Annotated in this window: 14 protein-coding genes and 1 tRNA gene; 5 read left to right on the top strand and 10 right to left on the bottom strand. The window is 71.6% G+C overall.

The annotated features are described in order from the left end of the window. Positions 1–4 precede the first annotated feature (4 nt). Together DEJ24_RS07335 and DEJ24_RS07340 are read right to left on the bottom strand one after the other, a co-directional pair. Positions 5–2,038, bottom strand: coding sequence for a right-handed parallel beta-helix repeat-containing protein (locus DEJ24_RS07335; protein ID WP_111077966.1), 2,034 nt, complete (start codon positions 2,036–2,038; stop codon positions 5–7). After that, positions 2,035–3,570 (bottom strand): glycosyltransferase, encoded by a 1,536-nt coding sequence (locus DEJ24_RS07340; protein WP_111077968.1) that lies wholly within the window; start codon positions 3,568–3,570, stop codon positions 2,035–2,037. The genes DEJ24_RS07335 and DEJ24_RS07340 overlap by 4 nt, the downstream gene beginning before the upstream one ends. 312 nt (positions 3,571–3,882) lie before the next feature. Between DEJ24_RS07340 and DEJ24_RS07345 the strand changes: the two genes are divergently transcribed. Next, a complete protein-coding gene (locus tag DEJ24_RS07345) occupies positions 3,883–5,733 on the top strand; it encodes a glycoside hydrolase family 2 protein (protein ID WP_111077970.1) in 1,851 nt (616 codons plus the stop codon). 64 nt (positions 5,734–5,797) lie between these two features. Then, positions 5,798–7,054 carry a hypothetical protein gene (locus DEJ24_RS07350; protein ID WP_258374755.1) on the top strand — a complete coding sequence of 419 codons (1,257 nt, stop codon included), beginning with the start codon at positions 5,798–5,800 and terminating at the stop codon, positions 7,052–7,054. Between the two features lie 27 nt (positions 7,055–7,081). Here the strand turns inward: DEJ24_RS07350 and DEJ24_RS07355 are convergent, their stop codons facing one another. The 7 genes from DEJ24_RS07355 to galU all read right to left on the bottom strand — a co-directional run bounded on the left by DEJ24_RS07355 (position 7,082) and on the right by galU (position 14,004). Further along, the gene (locus tag DEJ24_RS07355) at positions 7,082–8,140 is read right to left on the bottom strand and encodes an amidase domain-containing protein (protein ID WP_111077972.1); all 1,059 of its coding nucleotides are present in this window, start codon (positions 8,138–8,140) and stop codon (positions 7,082–7,084) included. Between the two features lie 127 nt (positions 8,141–8,267). Then, positions 8,268–8,741: a VOC family protein gene (locus tag DEJ24_RS07360; RefSeq protein ID WP_111077974.1), complete on the bottom strand. Its 474-nt coding sequence runs from the start codon at positions 8,739–8,741 to the stop codon at positions 8,268–8,270. A 94-nt stretch (positions 8,742–8,835) separates the two neighbouring features. Next, entirely contained in the window at positions 8,836–10,767 is a 1,932-nt protein-coding gene (locus DEJ24_RS07365; protein WP_111077976.1) for a hypothetical protein, read from the bottom strand. 160 nt (positions 10,768–10,927) lie between these two features. After that, a tRNA-Ala gene (locus tag DEJ24_RS07370) sits at positions 10,928–11,003 on the bottom strand. Between the two features lie 76 nt (positions 11,004–11,079). Beyond that, complete coding sequence (locus DEJ24_RS07375; RefSeq protein ID WP_111077978.1) at positions 11,080–12,225, bottom strand: hypothetical protein; 1,146 nt, start codon at positions 12,223–12,225, stop codon at positions 11,080–11,082. A gap of 139 nt (positions 12,226–12,364) precedes the next feature. Then, positions 12,365–13,024: a GNAT family N-acetyltransferase gene (locus tag DEJ24_RS07380; protein WP_111078196.1), complete on the bottom strand. Its 660-nt coding sequence runs from the start codon at positions 13,022–13,024 to the stop codon at positions 12,365–12,367. Positions 13,025–13,113: 89 nt separating this feature from the next. Further along, entirely contained in the window at positions 13,114–14,004 is an 891-nt protein-coding gene (galU, locus tag DEJ24_RS07385; protein ID WP_111077980.1) for a UTP--glucose-1-phosphate uridylyltransferase GalU, read from the bottom strand. Positions 14,005–14,107: 103 nt separating this feature from the next. Here galU and DEJ24_RS07390 point away from each other — a divergent pair, with 103 nt between their 5' ends. The 3 genes from DEJ24_RS07390 to mscL all read left to right on the top strand — a co-directional run bounded on the left by DEJ24_RS07390 (position 14,108) and on the right by mscL (position 15,639). Further along, entirely contained in the window at positions 14,108–14,692 is a 585-nt protein-coding gene (locus DEJ24_RS07390; RefSeq protein ID WP_111077982.1) for a 5-formyltetrahydrofolate cyclo-ligase, read from the top strand. Between the two features lies 1 nt (position 14,693). Next, complete coding sequence (locus DEJ24_RS07395; RefSeq protein ID WP_111077984.1) at positions 14,694–15,059, top strand: FmdB family zinc ribbon protein; 366 nt, start codon at positions 14,694–14,696, stop codon at positions 15,057–15,059. A gap of 73 nt (positions 15,060–15,132) precedes the next feature. After that, the gene (mscL, locus tag DEJ24_RS07400) at positions 15,133–15,639 is read left to right on the top strand and encodes a large conductance mechanosensitive channel protein MscL (RefSeq protein WP_111077986.1); all 507 of its coding nucleotides are present in this window, start codon (positions 15,133–15,135) and stop codon (positions 15,637–15,639) included. Positions 15,640–15,686: 47 nt separating this feature from the next. Here mscL and DEJ24_RS07405 read toward each other — a convergent pair whose 3' ends face one another. Beyond that, the gene (locus DEJ24_RS07405) at positions 15,687–16,274 is read right to left on the bottom strand and encodes a CDP-alcohol phosphatidyltransferase family protein (RefSeq protein WP_111077987.1); all 588 of its coding nucleotides are present in this window, start codon (positions 16,272–16,274) and stop codon (positions 15,687–15,689) included. Between the last annotated feature and the right edge of the window lie 172 nt (positions 16,275–16,446).

Genomic DNA, 16,446 nt, shown 5'->3' on the forward strand with positions numbered 1-16,446 from the left:
CGCGTCACCGGCCCGTCGCGGCGAGCGCCGCGTCGACGTCTGCGGCCGGGGCTGCGTGGGCTGCGCGCCGGCTGCCGTCCTGGTCCGCGGCTGCGTGGCCCGTACCTGCCTGGTGCGGTCCGGCCTCCGCCATCGGCGACGAGATCGGCGAGGCGGGCAGGCCCAGCGTGGTCGGGTCGACGACGCCCCGGGTGAAGGAGGACAGGGGAGCGAGTTTGGCGTACGGGTGCTCGCGGGCCTCGCCCCGACGGCCGCGGATGACACCACCGATGGCTGCGACCAGGACGATGAGCAGCAGGATCAGCCAGAGCACGGTGAGTGGCTGGAAGATGCCGCGTAGCGTCACGAGCAGCGGTTTGGTGGAGTGCCAGCCGGTCGTGGTGTTGCCGTGTTGAACGGCCTGGTCCGAGCGAGCGAGGTCGATCGCACTCGGTCCGCGCCCGGACACCGAGTTGTCGGTCACGGTCGTGCCCTTCGACGGGCCGACGACCGTCACGCCGTGAGTCCGCGCGCCGGAGATCTCGTTGCCGTCCACGTCGGCGTCGGAGCCTCGGCTGTAGACCCCGATGTCGGCGCCCGCGATCGTGTTGTCGCTGACCTCGGAGGCCCGGACGCCGTCGAGCACCGAGATGCCGTTCTGGGTCGAGCCCTTGATGACGTTGTTGCGCACGATGGTCTTCACGGCGTCCTGACCGACGACGATGCCCATCCGGTTGCGGTCCATGGTGGAACCGCTCACCTTGACGTTCTCGCCTCCGAGCACCTCGACACCGTACCGCCCGTTGTCGGACGCGGTGCTGTCGGTGAGGGAGTTGTTGCCGTAGTCGCCGGTGGGCATGCCGACGGCGTTCGGCCCGTCGGCGAGCGCCCCGCCGTTCAGCGTGATGCCGTTGCGTCCGTTCCGGTTGGCGGTCACCTGGCTGAGCACGATGCCGGTGGAGGCGCGGGTCATCTTGATCCCGTCCACCCCGTTGTCGTGGGAGTCGACCGAGGACAACGTGCTGTTCGTCACGTAACGGTGCAGCACGAGGCCGTCGATGAGCGAGTTCTCGATCGTGGAGTCCGACATCACGACCCCGTCGGCGCTCGTGAGGAACAGTCCGTACGCGTTGCCGTCGAACTCGGTGTGCTGGATCTTCGCCGAGACGAAGCTGTAGGACCCGGCGGCGGTGCTCTCACCCGGGGTGGTCCCGTCGACGGCACCGGTGGGGAGCAGGGTGGTGCCGAAGACGTCCTTCGTGGTGCGGAGGGTCTTCGCCGCCTGGGTGCCCGACGCCGAATCGAGCGTGGACAGGTCGGTGCCGGTGAGCGAGACGCCGCCGGTCGTGCCGCTCCAGAAGCCGAGGTCGCGGAAGGACGCGTAGCTCAGCGTCGCCGTTCCGCCCTGGACGCGGACGTAGGCACGACCGTCGGTGGTGTCGGTGTCGACCTTGCCGGCCTGCGGGTCCCACGAGTCGATCGTGACCGGGGCCTTGGCGGAGCCGGCGATCTGCAGGGCTCCGGCCTGCGTGACGATCGACACGAAGCCGCGGTCGTCGCTCTCCATGTGGATGTGCAGGCCGTCCGGGCTCGCGAGCTGCAGGGTGGCGCCGTTCTCCACGACGATGTTCTCGCTGAGCAGGTACGAACCGTCGGGCTGTTTGACGAACGTGGAGGGCGCGAGCTGCTTGAGGTCGTCGACGGTGTACGCGGAACCGCGGGCGACGAGCACCAGGGTGTACGAACTGCCCGTGGCGAGTCGGTACGGCTTCGTGGTCACGAGGCCGCTCCACCGCGCTGCCGAGGCGAGGGCTCGCACGTTGTAGATGCGTTCGTTCTCGGCGGCGACCAGTTTGGCCTCCTTGTTCGGGCTGCCGGGGTACGCCTCGCCCGTGACGACGGTCGACGCTCCGGCGTCCGGGGTCGACCCGGCGGTCGCGGCCTGTGCCGCGGTCGGGAGGGACAGGGCGCCGGCGCCGGCGAGCGTCAGGGCCAGCGCGGAAGCGGTGGCGATGCGGCGACGACGGAGGGACGTGGTGCGGGTCGGGTCGGTGCTCATGCTGCTGCCACCTCTCCGGCCTGGAGGCTCGTCGCCGGCTGCGACGCGCGCTGCGTCCCCGAGGTGGTCGCGGCGGCAGGCTCGGGGGTGAGGGACGCGGCCGCCGCTTCCGTGGTCGGCGCTGCGACGGCGGCCGCTGCCATCGCCGGGGCTGCCACCGTGGAGGCTGCCATCGTCGGCGCGCCCACCGCCGGCGCCGCAGTGGCCGCGAAGGCCGGAGCGGGGGTCGGGGTCAGTACGGTCTGTGCCGCCGGGCGTGCGCCGGGACCGTCGAGGGTCGCCGCGGTCTGTCCGTCACCGCCCATCTGGTCGGCGTGCCGGGTCAGCCAGCCCTGCTTGTTCATCGTGATGAACGAGAACACCTTGATCGGCAGGGCGATGACGATCACCACGACGGCCAGGATCGGCAGGACGAAGAGGTCGAGCGGGTGACGGCGCAGGTTCGAGAAACCACGGACGGCACGACCGGCGAGCAGCCAGGCGAGGGTGAACCCCGCGCCGATGACGCTGAGCTCCAGTCGGCTGAACAGCAGGTACCACATGGTGATGCCCATGGTCACGGGCGTCAGGATGATCTGCAGCACGGTGATCTTCGTGACGAAGGGCACGCGCCAGATCCACCCCTTGGCGATGGCCGTCAGGTACGTCCGGTACGAGTTGCGGCTCCAGCGGATGCGCTGCTTGAAGAACGCCTTGCCGGTGGCCGGGAACATCGAGAGGGCCTTCGCGCTCTCCTGGTGCACGGTCTTGAAGCCCGAGGCGAGGACCAGCCAGGTCAGCCGTCCGTCGTCGCCGGCGACGCAGCGACGGCCGAGGAAGAACTCGTTCTCGAGGTTGTCGAGCACGGGCAGCACTGCCGAGCGACGGTACGCGGCGGTGCGTCCCGACAGGCAGGGCACGGCACCGGCAGCGCCCATCGCTGGCACGTAGTTGAAGTACCGCAGGTTCACGAGCCAGTCGGCGATGATCCGCCAGATGCTCGAGTTCCGCTGGTAGACGTTCTGCTGTGTCCCGACACCGCCGACGGTGGTGTCCACGAAGGGCATCTGCACGTTCTCGAGCAGTCCCGGCTCCCAGCTGGTGTCGGAGTCGACGAGGACGACGACGTCGTACCGCGCGAGCCGGATGCCCTGGCCGAGGGCGCTGCGCTTGCCGACGTGGTGGAACAGGATCGGTTTCACGGTCGGGTCGCCCACGGCGACGATGCGCTGGTAGGCCTCGGTGTCGGCGACGTCCAGCACGATGATGATCTCGTCGGGGTTCTGCGAACGCCAGGACTCGAGGCAACGGAGCAGGATGTCGGGGTCTTCGTGGTAGCTCGGCACGACGACGGAGGTCGTGGTGCGGAAGCCGTTCACGATCGGCTTCGCCCGCGCCGACAGCACGACGCGGTAGAGCCACAGGGCCCACACGATCACACCGGCGATGCCGACGGGCACGTACTTGAGGGCTTCGTGGCCGAAGGCGACGAGCTGGTCGATGACGACCTGGGTCGATGTCTGGGATGCGGCGAGCGCGGCCAGGGTGTCCATGGGTTCGGGTCCTTCGGACTGGCAGGGTGGATGATCCGGGGCGCTCGGTGGGTGGCCGGGCGCGGACGGTCGGCGAGTGGGTGGCTCACACGGCGGTCGGTACGGCGTCGTGCTGAGGACGCTAGGCGGAGCGCCGACCAGGCGACAAGGGGCTGCGGGGCACTCTTGCGCGTTCGCGCAAGGCGCTGCGGAAGTGCGGGGGGCGCGCTTTCCGGCCCGGTGCGCGCTGCTGCTCACGGCGGCCAGCGCGCAGATCACGAGGTCCGCTCCACGCCCTGTACAACGCTGTACCGCTTCCGCCAGCATGGGGACATGAACGCGCACCTCGGCAACGACGCCGCCACGGCCCTCCCGCTCGCCAGTCGTCAGGACGGCGAGTACCCGCGCCCCCAGATGATGCGGTCCGCGTGGGCGGACCTCGACGGCACCTGGTCCTTCCGCAACACCGGTGACGACCCCGCCTGGCGGAACGGGTTCACGGACGCGCGCGACATCACGGTGCCGTTCCCGCCGGAGTCCGTCGCCTCGGGCATCGACGAGCCGGGCTTCCACCCGGTCGTCTGGTACTCGCGGCAGATCACGGCGGCGGACCTGGCGGCGGCCGGGCACGGCGCCGAGGCACCCCGAGTGCTGTTGCACTTCGGCGCGGTCGACCACCGCGCTCGGGTCTGGATCGACGGGCAGTTCATCGGCGGGCACGAGGGCGGCCACACGCCCTTCACCCTCGACGTGACCGAGGCGCTCGGCACCGGCACCACCACGCCCCACACCCTCGTGGTCCGCGCCGAGGACGACCCCCACGACCTCACCCAGCCCCGCGGCAAGCAGGACTGGCACGAGCAGGCGCACGACATCTGGTACCGCCGCACGACCGGGATCTGGCAGACCGTCTGGCTCGAGGCCGTCCCGGCCACCGCGATCCGCTCGCTCCGCTGGACGAACGTCGACCACGAGACGATGCGCCTCACCGTCCGGTTGACCGGTGCGCACCCGGTCGGCACGCGCCTCCGGGTCGAAGCGACCTGGACCGAACACGACGAGCACCTCGCCACCGTCGAGACCACCGTCGGTGCGACCGCCCACGAGAGCGAACTCGTCGTGCCGATCGCCCGACAGGCGAACGGTCAGGCGGAGCAGGAGCTGCAGTGGACCCCGGACGCACCGCACCTGGTCGACGCCGTCGTGACCCTGCTGGCCCCGGAGGGTGGCCCGCTCGACGCCGTGAGCTCCTACTTCGGCATCCGGACCACCCGGGTCGGCGGTGGTCGGTTCCTGCTCAACGACCGCAGCATCGACGTCCGGAGCGTGCTCAACCAGGGCTACTGGCCGGACTCGCACCTGACGGCTCCGACACGACAGGCCCTGCGCCGGGAGGTCGAGCTCATCAAGGAGCTCGGGTTCAACGCCGCGCGGAACCACCAGAAGATCGAGGACCCGCGGTTCCTGTACTGGGCCGACCGGCTCGGGCTGATGGTCTGGGGCGAGGCCCCGGGTGCCTACGCGTTCTCCCCCACCGCGGTGCAGCGACTGATGCGGGAGTGGATGGACGCCGTGGAGCGGGACGCCTCGCACCCGTCGATCGTGACCTGGGTCCCGGCGAACGAGAGCTGGGGCGTGCAGCACATCGCCACCGACCCCGCCCAGCAGGCGTACGCCCGTGCGCTGGCAGACGTCACCCGGGCGCTCGACGCGACCCGGCCGGTCATCTCGAACGACGGCTGGGAACACCCGGACTCCGACATCGTCTCGGTGCACGACTACGAAGGCGACGGAGACCGTCTGGCACACACCTACGCCGACGACGAGGCGCGGACCCGGCTCCTCGCGGGTCTCGGACCGGCCGACCGCCTGGTCCTGGTGGGCGGTGCGGTGGACCGCGGGCAGCCGGTGATGCTGACCGAGTTCGGTGGCGTGAACCACCAGCCCGGTGTGCAGCGCGACGATGCCTGGGGGTACACGACGGCGGCGGACGGGGACGACTGGATCGCTCGCATCACCGCCCTGTACGACGCCGTGCGGGCGAGCTCGTTCCTGGCCGGCAGTTGCTGGACGCAGCTCACCGACACGATGCAGGAGACCAACGGGCTCCTCAACGCGGACCGGACGCCGAAGGAGCCGATCGAGCGGATCCGCCGCGCTGTCCTCGGAACGCCGGAACGCTGACACCGGAGGCGGCAGGGCGGTCGTGCCGGGAGCTGACCCCGGTGCGTCTGGGAGGATCGGGCGCGTGACGGACCTGCTGGAGACGACCCGGGCCTCCGGACCGACCCGCCTCCGCCGGGCGGTGACGGCCGTCCTGGAGGCCCCCTCCAGCGGGTGGACCACTCCCCTGCTGCTGTGGCTGGCCTCCCGGGTGGTCAGCACCGTCCTGCTCGGGACCGTCTACCTGCTGGCGACCACGAACGGGTGGCACTTCGCCTCGTACCGGCGCGATCCGTCGTTCGCCACGTTCTCCGGCTCGTGGGACGCGTCCTTCTACCGGACCATCGCCGACCACGGGTACCCGCACGTCCTGCCGACGGACGGGTCCGGCCACGTCGTACCGAACCCGTGGGCGTTCCTGCCGCTCTTCCCCGGGGTCGTCCGCGCGGTGATGAGCGCGACCGGGGCCTCGTTCTGGGTGGCCGGTGTCCTGGTCGCGTCGGCCTGCGGTGCGGGCGCGTGCGTGGTGCTGTTCCGCCTCGTGCTCGCCGTCGCCGATGAACGCCGTGCCCGGTGGGCGACGGCGCTCTTCGCGTTCGGGGCCACCGGGTACCTGCTGCAGGTCGCCTACGCCGAGAGCATGTTCCTGCTGCTGCTGTTCGGGGCGCTGCTCGCGCTCGTCCGGCGGCGGTACTGGCTGGTGGCGGTGCTCGGGGTGGTCGCCGCGTTCACCCGGCCGGGCGTGCTGGCCCTGGCGGTGGCGCTCGCCGTGCACCTCGTCGTCCGGTGGATCGCTGCCCGTCGCGCTGCCGGAGCACCGGCCGGCGTCCAGCAGACGTTCCCGTGGCGCGAACGGGTGGCGGTCGTCGTCGCCGGTCTGGTGGTGGCCGCGGCCGGGCTCGCCTGGCCCGTCGTCGCGTCGGCGGTCACCGGGCGGCCCGGGGCGTACCTCGACACGGAGCTGTCCTGGTGGGTCGGGTTCGTCGGCCGGGTCGACTTCACGCCGCTGACCCCGTGGTTCCTGATGGCCGGACGGTGGCTCGGGCCGGCGGGACTCGTCCTCGTCGTGGTCGTCCTCGCGGCCACGGCGTGGTTCCTCGGGCGACGTGAGGTCCGGGCGCTCGGTCCGGAGGTGCTCGGCTTCGTGGTCGCCTACGTCGCCTACCTCGTCGCGGTGTTCCTGCCGCAGCAGAGCCTGCCCCGGCTGCTCATGCCCGCCGCACCGCTGCTCGGGTCGGACGTGTTCCTGGCGACTCGACGCCGGGCGGTGGGGTGGCTCGTGACGGGCGTGTGCCTGCAGGCCGTCGCGGTCGTGCTGCTCTGGTTCCTCGGATTCCCCTGAGGGGTGCGGGCCTCCCGCCGGCCGCCGCTAGGCGTCGAACGTGTGGAACCAGGCGGTCCCACCCGGGTGCTGCACCGTGATCATCTCGTCGAGGTCCCGGTACGGTCCGTCCTGGTTGTGGCTCGCCGACTTGATGCGGATGGTGCCGTCGGGCTCGGTGAACACCTCGGACACGATGGTCGTGTGGTCCGGCGACCCGTTCGCGTTCCAGTCGAACATGACGATGTCGCCGACCTTCACGTGCTGGCGCTCGTCGGACGTCCGCCGGGTCAGGCCGAACGCCGAGGCGTTCTGGTCGAGCCACGGGTCCATCGCCGGGCAGTAGGTCCAGGTGGCCGAGTGCTGTGCACCGCCGGCTCGGTTGTACCAGTCGCTGCGCTGCTGCCACCCGCGGGCCTGGAGCGTCTGGTTCACGTAGTTCGCGCAGTCCCCACCGATCGGGTTCATCGTGCCGTACTCGGCCGTGTTGTAGTCCGACCAGTGCCGCATGGCGTACTGCAGCTGCCGGTCGACGTCGGTCTTCGCGGCGTAGGCCACCGTGGTGGTGACGACCGCGGAGCTCGTGTCGGGCACGGCAGCCGCCGTCGGGGTCGGCGTCGCGGTGGCCGAGTCCTGCGTCGCGCCGACCTGCCCGTCGTTGGCCGCGCTGCCGTTGCCGTCGGACGTCTGGTTCACCGAGGGGACCGGCTGTACCGCCGTCGTGAACAGTGCCACGTCCGCCGATCCGGCCGTGTACATCGCCTGGTGCGGGGCGGTGAAGGTGACCGTCGTCGCGGTGGCCGACACGTCGCGGGCAGCGACACCGCCGACCGTGACCCCCGCCACTGCGGCGAGCCCCGTGCCGGAGACCGTCACGGTCACACCGCCGGCGAGCGGGACCTCGGCGGGCTCCACGGACGTGGCCGTCGGCTTCGCGCCGGAGCCCTCCGCCGGCCTCGAGGCGTCACCGGAGCCGGCGGCCCCCGTAGCGCGGGTCGTCGAGGACCCGGCACCCGGGCCGTCGGACGAGCAGGCAGCGGCGACGAAGCCGACCCCGGTGATGCCGGCGAGGGACAGGAGGGTACGGCGCGTGATCGGGGCAGTCATGACGCGTCCCAGGCTAGGCGACGCAGTCGTGAGATCGACCACCGACTCGGCGGACTCGGACCGGTCCGGCCGCGGCTGGTCAGGCTCGCGGCAGATCAGGAGCCAGGGCGATCAGGTGCCAGGCCGTTCAGGCCTCGGGCTGCTCGGGCGTCGCCTGGTGCGGCGTCGCCGGGTGCGGCGTCGGTGGCGCCACGGTGATGTTCACGAGCCACGTGATCCCGAACCGGTCCGTGACGATGCCGAACTCGTCACCCCACGGTGCCTGGGTCAGCGGCTCGAGGACCGTGCCGGCGTCGGAGAGCGCCGCGAAGTACCCGCGGAGGTCGTCGGCGTCCGCACCGTCGCCGGAGAGTGACATCGAGATGTTGTTCGTGTCCGACCGGCTCATCGACGACGGGGTGTCCGACGCCATGAGCACGTAGCCCCGGGTGGTCTCGAGCTGCCCGTGCATGATCTTGTCCGCATCGGCGGGGTCCTGGACGGCTCCCATCTCGGCGAAGGTCCCGATGCGCAGATCGCCGCCGAACACCGATCGGTAGAACTCCAGCGCCTGCCGGGCGTCGTCGCGGAATCCGAGGTACGGGTTGAGTCGTGAGGTCACGATGGGCTCCTTCGTCCGGGGCTCATGGTGCCAGTGCGCCCCGGCCGCCGCAAGGACGGACCACCCGCGAGCAGCCCGCCCCGGTCAGGCCGACTCAGGTGCAGGAGACGTCACGGTCGATCGTCGTCTTCCCGAACGTGGTGACGTACTGGGTCATCGCGGTCTTGCCACCGGCGAGCCCGGGCGCGGAGCACGCCTTCTGCGCCGCGGCGAGCGTGCCCGGGCCGACGGCGATCCAACTGCTGCGGCCGTACGCCGTGCTGGTCTTCGGGACGACGCCGGCGACGGTCGCCCACTGGCTTGCCGTCGAGTAGAACCCGATGGACTTCGCGCCGCCGCTCTGCAGCCCGGCGATCATGCCCTCGAGCACGGTCCGGTTCAGGGCGGTGTCGGTCTGGTGGGAGAACTGCGTCTCGACGTCGATCCACCAGCGGTGGGAGCCCGGGTTCGCGACACCGCGCTTCGTCGTGTCGTCACCGCCGAGGGCGTACCCGTAGAGGAAGGAGCACGCCGGGCTGTTCTGCGGCTTCCCGCCGGCGCGGGTCGAGCACGAACCGTACGGGTTCTTCGGCGCGTACCCCTTGAACACGTTCGACGTCGGCCAGGTCGAGGCGGCCGCGGCGGCGGGGTTCGCGAAGAGCACGTAGAGCTGGGCCTTCGGCTGGGCGGTCCCACCGGCCGAGAGACCTGCCCAGGCGAGCTGGCTGCTGAAGCACGGGTTCGTGGTGTTCGCCAGGGCGGCGTTCACCCCCACGACACCGAACGCCTGATCGGTCGGCAACGCCGAGCCGCACTGCGGGTACGACACGTCCGCGCCGGTGCCGACGCCGGAGGACCCGTCGACGAAGTAGCCGACCGCGTCCAGGTTGAGTGCCCCGCGGCCGGCCTTGGCCCGCGTCTGCACGGTGCCGGTCGGGGCGATCGGTACGGTCACGGTCGCGGCGAGCGACTGCGACTTCGCGACCACCTGGGTCGTGGCCACGGCGGCACCGGCTGCGCCGACGTGGAACCAGCCGCTGGCGCTGAGCCCCTTCGTCCGGGCGGTCAACACGGCGGCTCGTGCGGTCGTCGGGATGCCGCCGGCGCCGGCGACACGCACCCGCTGCACCGTCGAACTGACGGTGGTCGAGGCGACCCGTCCGCCGTCGGCGGGCACGAACACCAGACCGGAGGCCTTCGCCGACCAGTAGCCGACGACGGTGACCGTGACACCCGAGGCGACGCCCGAGGTGCGGACGTCGACCGCGCCGCTCGCGGGCAGTCGCACCGTCGCGGTGTTCGCGATCGACAGGCCCTTCGACGAGAACGCCTGGGTGACGGCGGCCCGGTTCGACACGCCCTGCGCGGTGACGCTCACGCTGCCGGCCCCCGCCGGGCTGCTGACCCGGACGTCGAGGACCGCGGCGGTCGCCCCGACCGGCACGCCGGCCCGACCGGTGACGCGGACGGTGGTGGGTCTGGTCGCCGCGACGGTCCCGGAGAAGAGCGACGCGGCGGTCACCGGTGCGTAGGTGGACCCGCTGCTGCCGTACGACCCGGCGACGACGAGCGAGACCGTCGCCGTCCCTGCCGAGAGCACCACCTGGACCCGGCCGCCGGAGACCGCCACGGTGGTCGTGCCGGCGACCGCGCGGCCGCGCACGTAGTCCTGCAGGGGCGGACGGTCGGCGCTGCCGACCGGCACGACCGAGACGACGCCGGCTGCCGTGGGGGCGGCGACCTGCACGACGAGCGTCGCGGCGGTCGCCGTCGCCGGGATCCCGGGGAGTGTGACCGTCGTCGGCGTCGTCCGCACGGTGCCCCGCCAGACGGTCGGTGCCGCGAGCGGCGTGTAGCGCCCGAAGCCCGGTGCCGTCGTCGCCGGTGCCGTCGTCGCCGGTGCCGTCGTCGCCGGTGCGGTCGTCGCGCCCGTCGTCCCGGCGGCGGGGACCGCGGCGGAGGCTGACGCGACCGGGCCGACGACGAACCCCGTCGAGACGACGACTGCTGCCGCGATGGTCGCGAGCGCTCGTGTGAAACGGTGCATGGCACTCCCCTGGTGTCCGCCCGGGCCGGGCGCAGCAGGAGTCTAGGGGCCGGGTGTGGCGCGCCGACAGCCCCAGGACGAGACCTGTGGAGAGCCGGATGCGACGGCGGGAACACGTCAGGCCCGGAACCGAACGGTTCCGAGCCTGTGTGCTGCTACCTGGTGGAGCTAAGGGGATTCGAACCCCTGACCTTCTCATTGCGAACGAGACGCGCTACCAACTGCGCCATAGCCCCAAGTGCTCGACCACGATAGCACCGCGGTGCAGCGAACCCGAAATCGAGTCGCAGCGGTCGGGCGTGCCGCTACCGGTCAGACCGCGCGACGCCGACGCAGGATCGCATCGAGGTCGGTCTGTCCGTACGCGTCGTCGCCGAGGACACCCATGCCGGCCCAGCGGCTGGGCGGGCCGGGGGGTGCAGCCGGGACGTCACGAGGAGCGGACGAGTCCGACCCGGACGATTCCGCGGGCGACGACGAGGACGACGACGACGACCCGGACCGAGCCACCGACGCGGGCGCCGCGCGGAGCCCGAGCCGCTCCGCGAGCCGCCCCTGGTCGTGCGAGGACAGTGCCGCCGCGGCGTCCTCGACGTCCGCACGCATCCGCGACACCCGCGCCAGCGACGGGTCGGACCCGGCCGCCCGGATCGCGGCCGCCTCGGCGTCCGCCTCGGCCTTCGCCTGCGCGACACGCTCCCGCAGCCGCGCGGCGAGCACGGCCGACGACTCCGGCGACGGCTCGGGCGCCGTGGGCGCCTGCACGTACAGCGGCTTGGGGACCGCCCCGGGCGTCCAGGTGCGCTCGGCCGGCGCGGCCTCGGGCTGCTCGGCCGACAGCGGCGGCGCGGGGTCCGTCCAGGTGGTGGCCGGACGGGAGGCCCGGCGCTGCTCCGGCGCGCCGGCTGCGGCCCGACGTCGACGAGCGGTGGCGACCTGGTGCAGCTGCGCGAGCACCGCGGCGGAGCCACCGACCGCGACGAGTCCGGCGACGGCGAGGATCCAGGCGCCGGGTGCGGCGACGAGGACGACGATCGCCGTGAGGAGTCCGAGCGCGCCGAGGGTCGTGGCGCCGAGGCGCGAGCGACGCATCCGCATCGCGGTGAGTGCGGGCACGGACGACACCTGCTCGAGCACGGGCGCCTGCGCGGCCAGACGACGGGTGATCTCCCGCTGCCGTGCGGCTTCGTGGGCGCGGACGATGGCGGCGCGCTTGGCCTCTTCCGACCGGGCGACGCGCTGCGCCTCGGCGAGGGACTTCGCGTTCATCTCCACGCGGACCTCGTCGGGCAGTTCGGCGGTCTGCGCCAGGATGCGGAGGGTCTGCTGCAGGCGGATCGCGTTCCGCTCGGTCGCCAGGTACTGACGTCGCGCAGCCCACGCGGGCATCAGGTACACGACCCAGAGCACTGCCGCCACGAGCAGCACGACGCCGCCGCCCCAGGTCCCGAATCCCATGGGGCAACGGTAGGGGGAGCGCACCGCCGGGACGCCCATTGCCGGGAGCGTGTCGAGCGAGTCGCGACGGATCCGTCGAACGGGGGACGGGCCTCCCGCCCGGCATCGGCGCGACGCGGACCGTCGGCCGCAGGCCCGGTCAGCCGCGCGGGGAGACGGGCAGCGGCACGGCCGCTTCGTCCCAGGCCTCGTCCGGCACACGGCCCGCGCCGAGCGGGACCTGCCCACGGACCCAGCGGTCCAGGACGCCGTCGCGGACCTCTTCGGCGACCAGCCCGAAACAGAAGTGGTCACGCCAGTCGCCGTTGATGTGGATGTACCGGCGGCGCAGGCCCTCGTAACGGAAGCCGAGCTTCTCGACGACCCGGAGGCTCGGGGCGTTCTCCGGCCGGATGCAGATCTCGAGACGGTGGATGCCGACGACGCGGAAGCAGTGGTCGGTCGCGAGGGCGACCGCGGTCGGGGTCACGTTGTGACCGGCCGCGTCCTGCACGACCCAGTACCCGATCGACGCGCTCGCGAGCGAGCCGTACGTGATCCCGGACACGTTGAGCTGGCCGACGAAGCGACCGTCCAACTCCATGGCGAACGGGAGGCCCAACCCGGCCCGGGCGTTCGCCTGCAGTGCCCGGATGCTCCCCCGGACGTCGGAGGACGCCATGCCGGAGGGGTTCGTAGCCTCCCAGGTGCGGAGCCAGGAGCGGTTGCCGGCGAGCGCGAGGTCGAGGTCGCGGGAGTCACGGACCCGGAGGGGGCGGATGGTGACCCGCCCGTGGGTGAGGGTCGGGATCGTCGTCATCGCTTCTGGTTCCTCCGGGGTCCCGATCTGGTCGGGACGGGTGTCCCGTACGGGTCCGGGTGCACCGGCCCCGTACGGGATGGGTCGACTCATTCGCCCGCGTTGAACTCCTTGAGCCAGGACTTGAGGTCCGGCCCGAGGTCCTCACGGTCCGAGGCGAGCTGCACGATCGCCTTGATGTAGTCGAGTTTGTCACCGGTGTCGTAGCGGCGTCCACGGAACACGACACCGTACACGCCACCTGTCCATTCCTCGGCGCTCGCCATCTTCATGAGCGCGTCCGTGAGCTGGATCTCGCCGCCCTTGCCCGGCTCCTGCTTCTCGAGGACGTCGAAGACCTCGGGGCGGATCACGTAGCGGCCGATGATGGCCAGGTTCGAGGGGGCTTCACCCTGCGCCGGCTTCTCGACCAGGCCGGTGATCTTCACGACGTCGTCGGTGTCGGTCTCCTCGACGGTCGCGATGCCGTAGAGGTGGGTCTGCGACTCCGGGACCTCGAGGAGCGCCACGATCGTCGCGTTCTTCTCGCCCTGGACCTCGATCATGCGCTTGAGGAGCGGGTCACGGGCGTCGATGATGTCGTCGCCGAGGAGCACGGCGAACGGTTCGCGGCCGACGTGCATCTTCGCGCGGAGCACCGCGTGGCCGAGGCCGAGCGGGTCGCCCTGGCGGACGTAGTGCATGTCCGCGAGGTCGGTCGACTGGTTGACCTTCTGCAGCTTCTCGTGGTCGCCCTTCTTGCGGAGGGTCTCCTCGAGCTCCGACACGTGGTCGAAGTGGTTCTCGAGCGCGTTCTTGTTGCGCCCGGTGATCATCAGGACGTCGGTGAGACCCGCATCGACGGCCTCTTCCACGACGTACTGGATGGCCGGCTTGTCGACGACGGGGAGCATCTCCTTCGGCATCGCCTTGGTCGCGGGGAGGAAGCGCGTGCCCAGCCCTGCGGCGGGGATCACGGCCTTCGAAATCTGGAAGCCCATGCAGCGACCGTATCCGATCCCCATTTCCAGGGCATGTCAACGGATAGGGGGACAGCGAGATCGGCGGGAAGCCGCATCGCCCGCGATCGCTACACTCGTCGCCATGACCGCCGATCTCGGGAACGAGAAGCGTGCCCTGCGAGCCGACCTCCGGCAGCGGCGGCGCAGCCGGACCTCGACCGAACGCGACGCCGACGCGCTGTCCCTGACGGCGACGTTGCAGCGGTTCGTCGAGGAGCGCCAGATCACCTCGGTCGCCGTGTACCTCTCGGCGCCCGACGAACCCGACGTGCGCCCCTTCCTCAACTGGGCGTTCGACCGGGGCCTCCGCGTGCTGCTCCCGGTCACCCGCGAGGACGGGCTGCTCGACTGGGCGGTCGGCGACGGCTCCTCCGAGCGCGAAGGGCTGTTCGGCATGCCCGAGGTCGTCGGCGAGGTGCTCTCCCCCCTGGCGATCAACGACGTCGACGCGATCCTCACCCCCGCGGCGGCGGTCGGCCACGACGGGGTCCGCATGGGATGGGGTCGCGGCTACTACGACAAGACCCTCGGGTCCATGGCGAAGCGCCCGCCCGTCTATGCTGTGGTGTTCGATGCGGAGTACCTCGACGAGGTCCCGCGCGAAGCCCACGACGAACCCGTGGACGGCATCATCACGCCGTCACGCATCATCACGTTCCGGAGCTGACGTGCCCACCTACTCGTACCGCTGCACCGAGTGCGGCAACGCGTTCGACATCAAGCAGTCCTTCTCCGACGACACCCTGACCGAGTGCCCGGTCTGCGGCGGGGTCCTGCGCAAGGTCTTCTCGCCGGTCGGCGTGACCTTCAACGGGGGCGGCTTCTACCGGACGGACTCGCGGCCGGCGCCGAAGGGCGAGGGCGGGTCCGGATCGAGCTCGTCCGGCTCAGGGTCGTCCGGCTCAGGGTCGTCCGGCTCCGGGTCGTCGGGCTCCGGGTCCTCTGCGTCCGGGTCGTCGGGCTCCGGGTCGTCCGCGAGCAAGCCGAGCACGCCGAGCGCCTCGAGCTCGGGATCGTCGGCCTCGGGATCCTGACCACCTCCGCGCCTCCTGGATAGGTTGGAGCGGGCCGCTGCACGGTGGCCGTCCACGACAGAAGGGGGCTCACGTGAAGGGCTTCAGGGAGTTCCTGCTCCGCGGCAACGTCATCGACCTCGCGGTCGCGGTCGTCATCGGTGCTGCGTTCACCGCCATCGTCACGACGATCGTGAACTCGCTCATCAACCCGCTCATCGGTGCCGTGTTCAACGCGTCGAGCCTCGACAAGGCGTTGGTCTGGGAGATCCCGACCGTCTCCGGCGGCAGCGCACCGATCCTGTTCGGCGCGATCATCGGTGCGGTCCTGAACTTCGTCATCGTCGCCGCCGTCGTGTACTTCGCACTCGTGGTCCCGGTGAACCACCTCAAGAAGGTGGCCTTCGACCGGGTGAAGAACAACGAGGAGCAGACGCCGCAGGACGTCCCGCCGACCGACGTCGAGGTGCTGCTCGAGATCCGCGACCTGCTCCGCCGTCAGGGTGGCGACGATGCAGCGGTCCCGGCCGGCGGCGGCGCCCACGTCGCACCGTCGACCGCGCCCGCGGGTCCCGGGATCGCCGGCTCGACGAAGCTGTAGGGCTCAGCCGCCCCCGCCGCCGGGCGCGCCGGGCGGCCGGGACGCGCCTACGCCGGAGCGCGCTGGGTCCGGTGCTTCCGGGACATCTCGGCCGCGTACTGCAGCCCCGCCAGGACGTGGCCGATCGTCCCGAGCCAGACGAACACGAGCGCCACGTTCCGGATCCAGAGGTGGTCCACCGCGACCGAGGTCGACGAGAACAGCAGCACCGGCAACCCGACGAACAACAGTGCCGACCGGATCTTGCCGGTCCACGTCACGCGCAGGTCCGGGTTGCCGCGGAACCACGCGCTCGACAGGGCGAGGAGCGCCAGGTCGACGGCCACCACGATCGCGACGACGATCCACGGCAGCAGCCCGACGAGCACGAGCGAGAGCACGATCGCGACGATCGCCAGCCGGTCGGCGATCGGGTCGAGGGCCTTGCCGAGCGCCGACTCCTGGTGCAGCCGGCGTGCCAGGAACCCGTCCGCCCAGTCGCTGACGCCGAGGACGACGAGCGAGGTCAGCGCCCATCCGGGGTGGCCGGCGACGACGAGCGCCACGTAGACCGGGATGAGGACGAACCGCACCATCGTGATGAGGTTCGGCCACGTCTGCCAGTCGGGCCGGGTCCGCCGGGAGGGCTCCGTCATCACACGCTTCCGTTCGGGGTTCGCTGACCCTCAGCGTACCGGTCAGCCCCAGTGCGGCGGTCGGTCGCGGAGGAGACGGTCGTCGTTCTCCCCCGTCCCGTGCCGCGGGGGCTCGGGTGACGGCGTCGGATCACTGCCCGGGACGGGCGTCGTGGTGACGCGACGGCCGGAC

It is taken from the genome of Curtobacterium sp. MCPF17_001 (assembly GCF_003234615.1).
In the GTDB taxonomy this organism is placed as follows: domain Bacteria; phylum Actinomycetota; class Actinomycetes; order Actinomycetales; family Microbacteriaceae; genus Curtobacterium.

Excerpts from the sequence above, each read along its gene's own strand:
- DEJ24_RS07405 (WP_111077987.1), bottom strand. The coding sequence starts at position 16,274 with ATGACGGAGCCCTCCCGGCGGACCCGGCCCGACTGGCAGACGTGGCCG.
- DEJ24_RS07340 (WP_111077968.1), bottom strand. The coding sequence starts at position 3,570 with ATGGACACCCTGGCCGCGCTCGCCGCATCCCAGACATCGACCCAGGTC.
- galU (WP_111077980.1), bottom strand. The coding sequence starts at position 14,004 with ATGGGCTTCCAGATTTCGAAGGCCGTGATCCCCGCCGCAGGGCTGGGC.
- DEJ24_RS07375 (WP_111077978.1), bottom strand. The coding sequence starts at position 12,225 with ATGGGATTCGGGACCTGGGGCGGCGGCGTCGTGCTGCTCGTGGCGGCA.
- DEJ24_RS07365 (WP_111077976.1), bottom strand. The coding sequence starts at position 10,767 with ATGCACCGTTTCACACGAGCGCTCGCGACCATCGCGGCAGCAGTCGTC.
- DEJ24_RS07380 (WP_111078196.1), bottom strand. The coding sequence starts at position 13,024 with ATGACGACGATCCCGACCCTCACCCACGGGCGGGTCACCATCCGCCCC.
- DEJ24_RS07390 (WP_111077982.1), top strand. The coding sequence starts at position 14,108 with ATGACCGCCGATCTCGGGAACGAGAAGCGTGCCCTGCGAGCCGACCTC.
- DEJ24_RS07345 (WP_111077970.1), top strand. The coding sequence starts at position 3,883 with ATGAACGCGCACCTCGGCAACGACGCCGCCACGGCCCTCCCGCTCGCC.
- DEJ24_RS07355 (WP_111077972.1), bottom strand. The coding sequence starts at position 8,140 with ATGACTGCCCCGATCACGCGCCGTACCCTCCTGTCCCTCGCCGGCATC.
- DEJ24_RS07335 (WP_111077966.1), bottom strand. The coding sequence starts at position 2,038 with ATGAGCACCGACCCGACCCGCACCACGTCCCTCCGTCGTCGCCGCATC.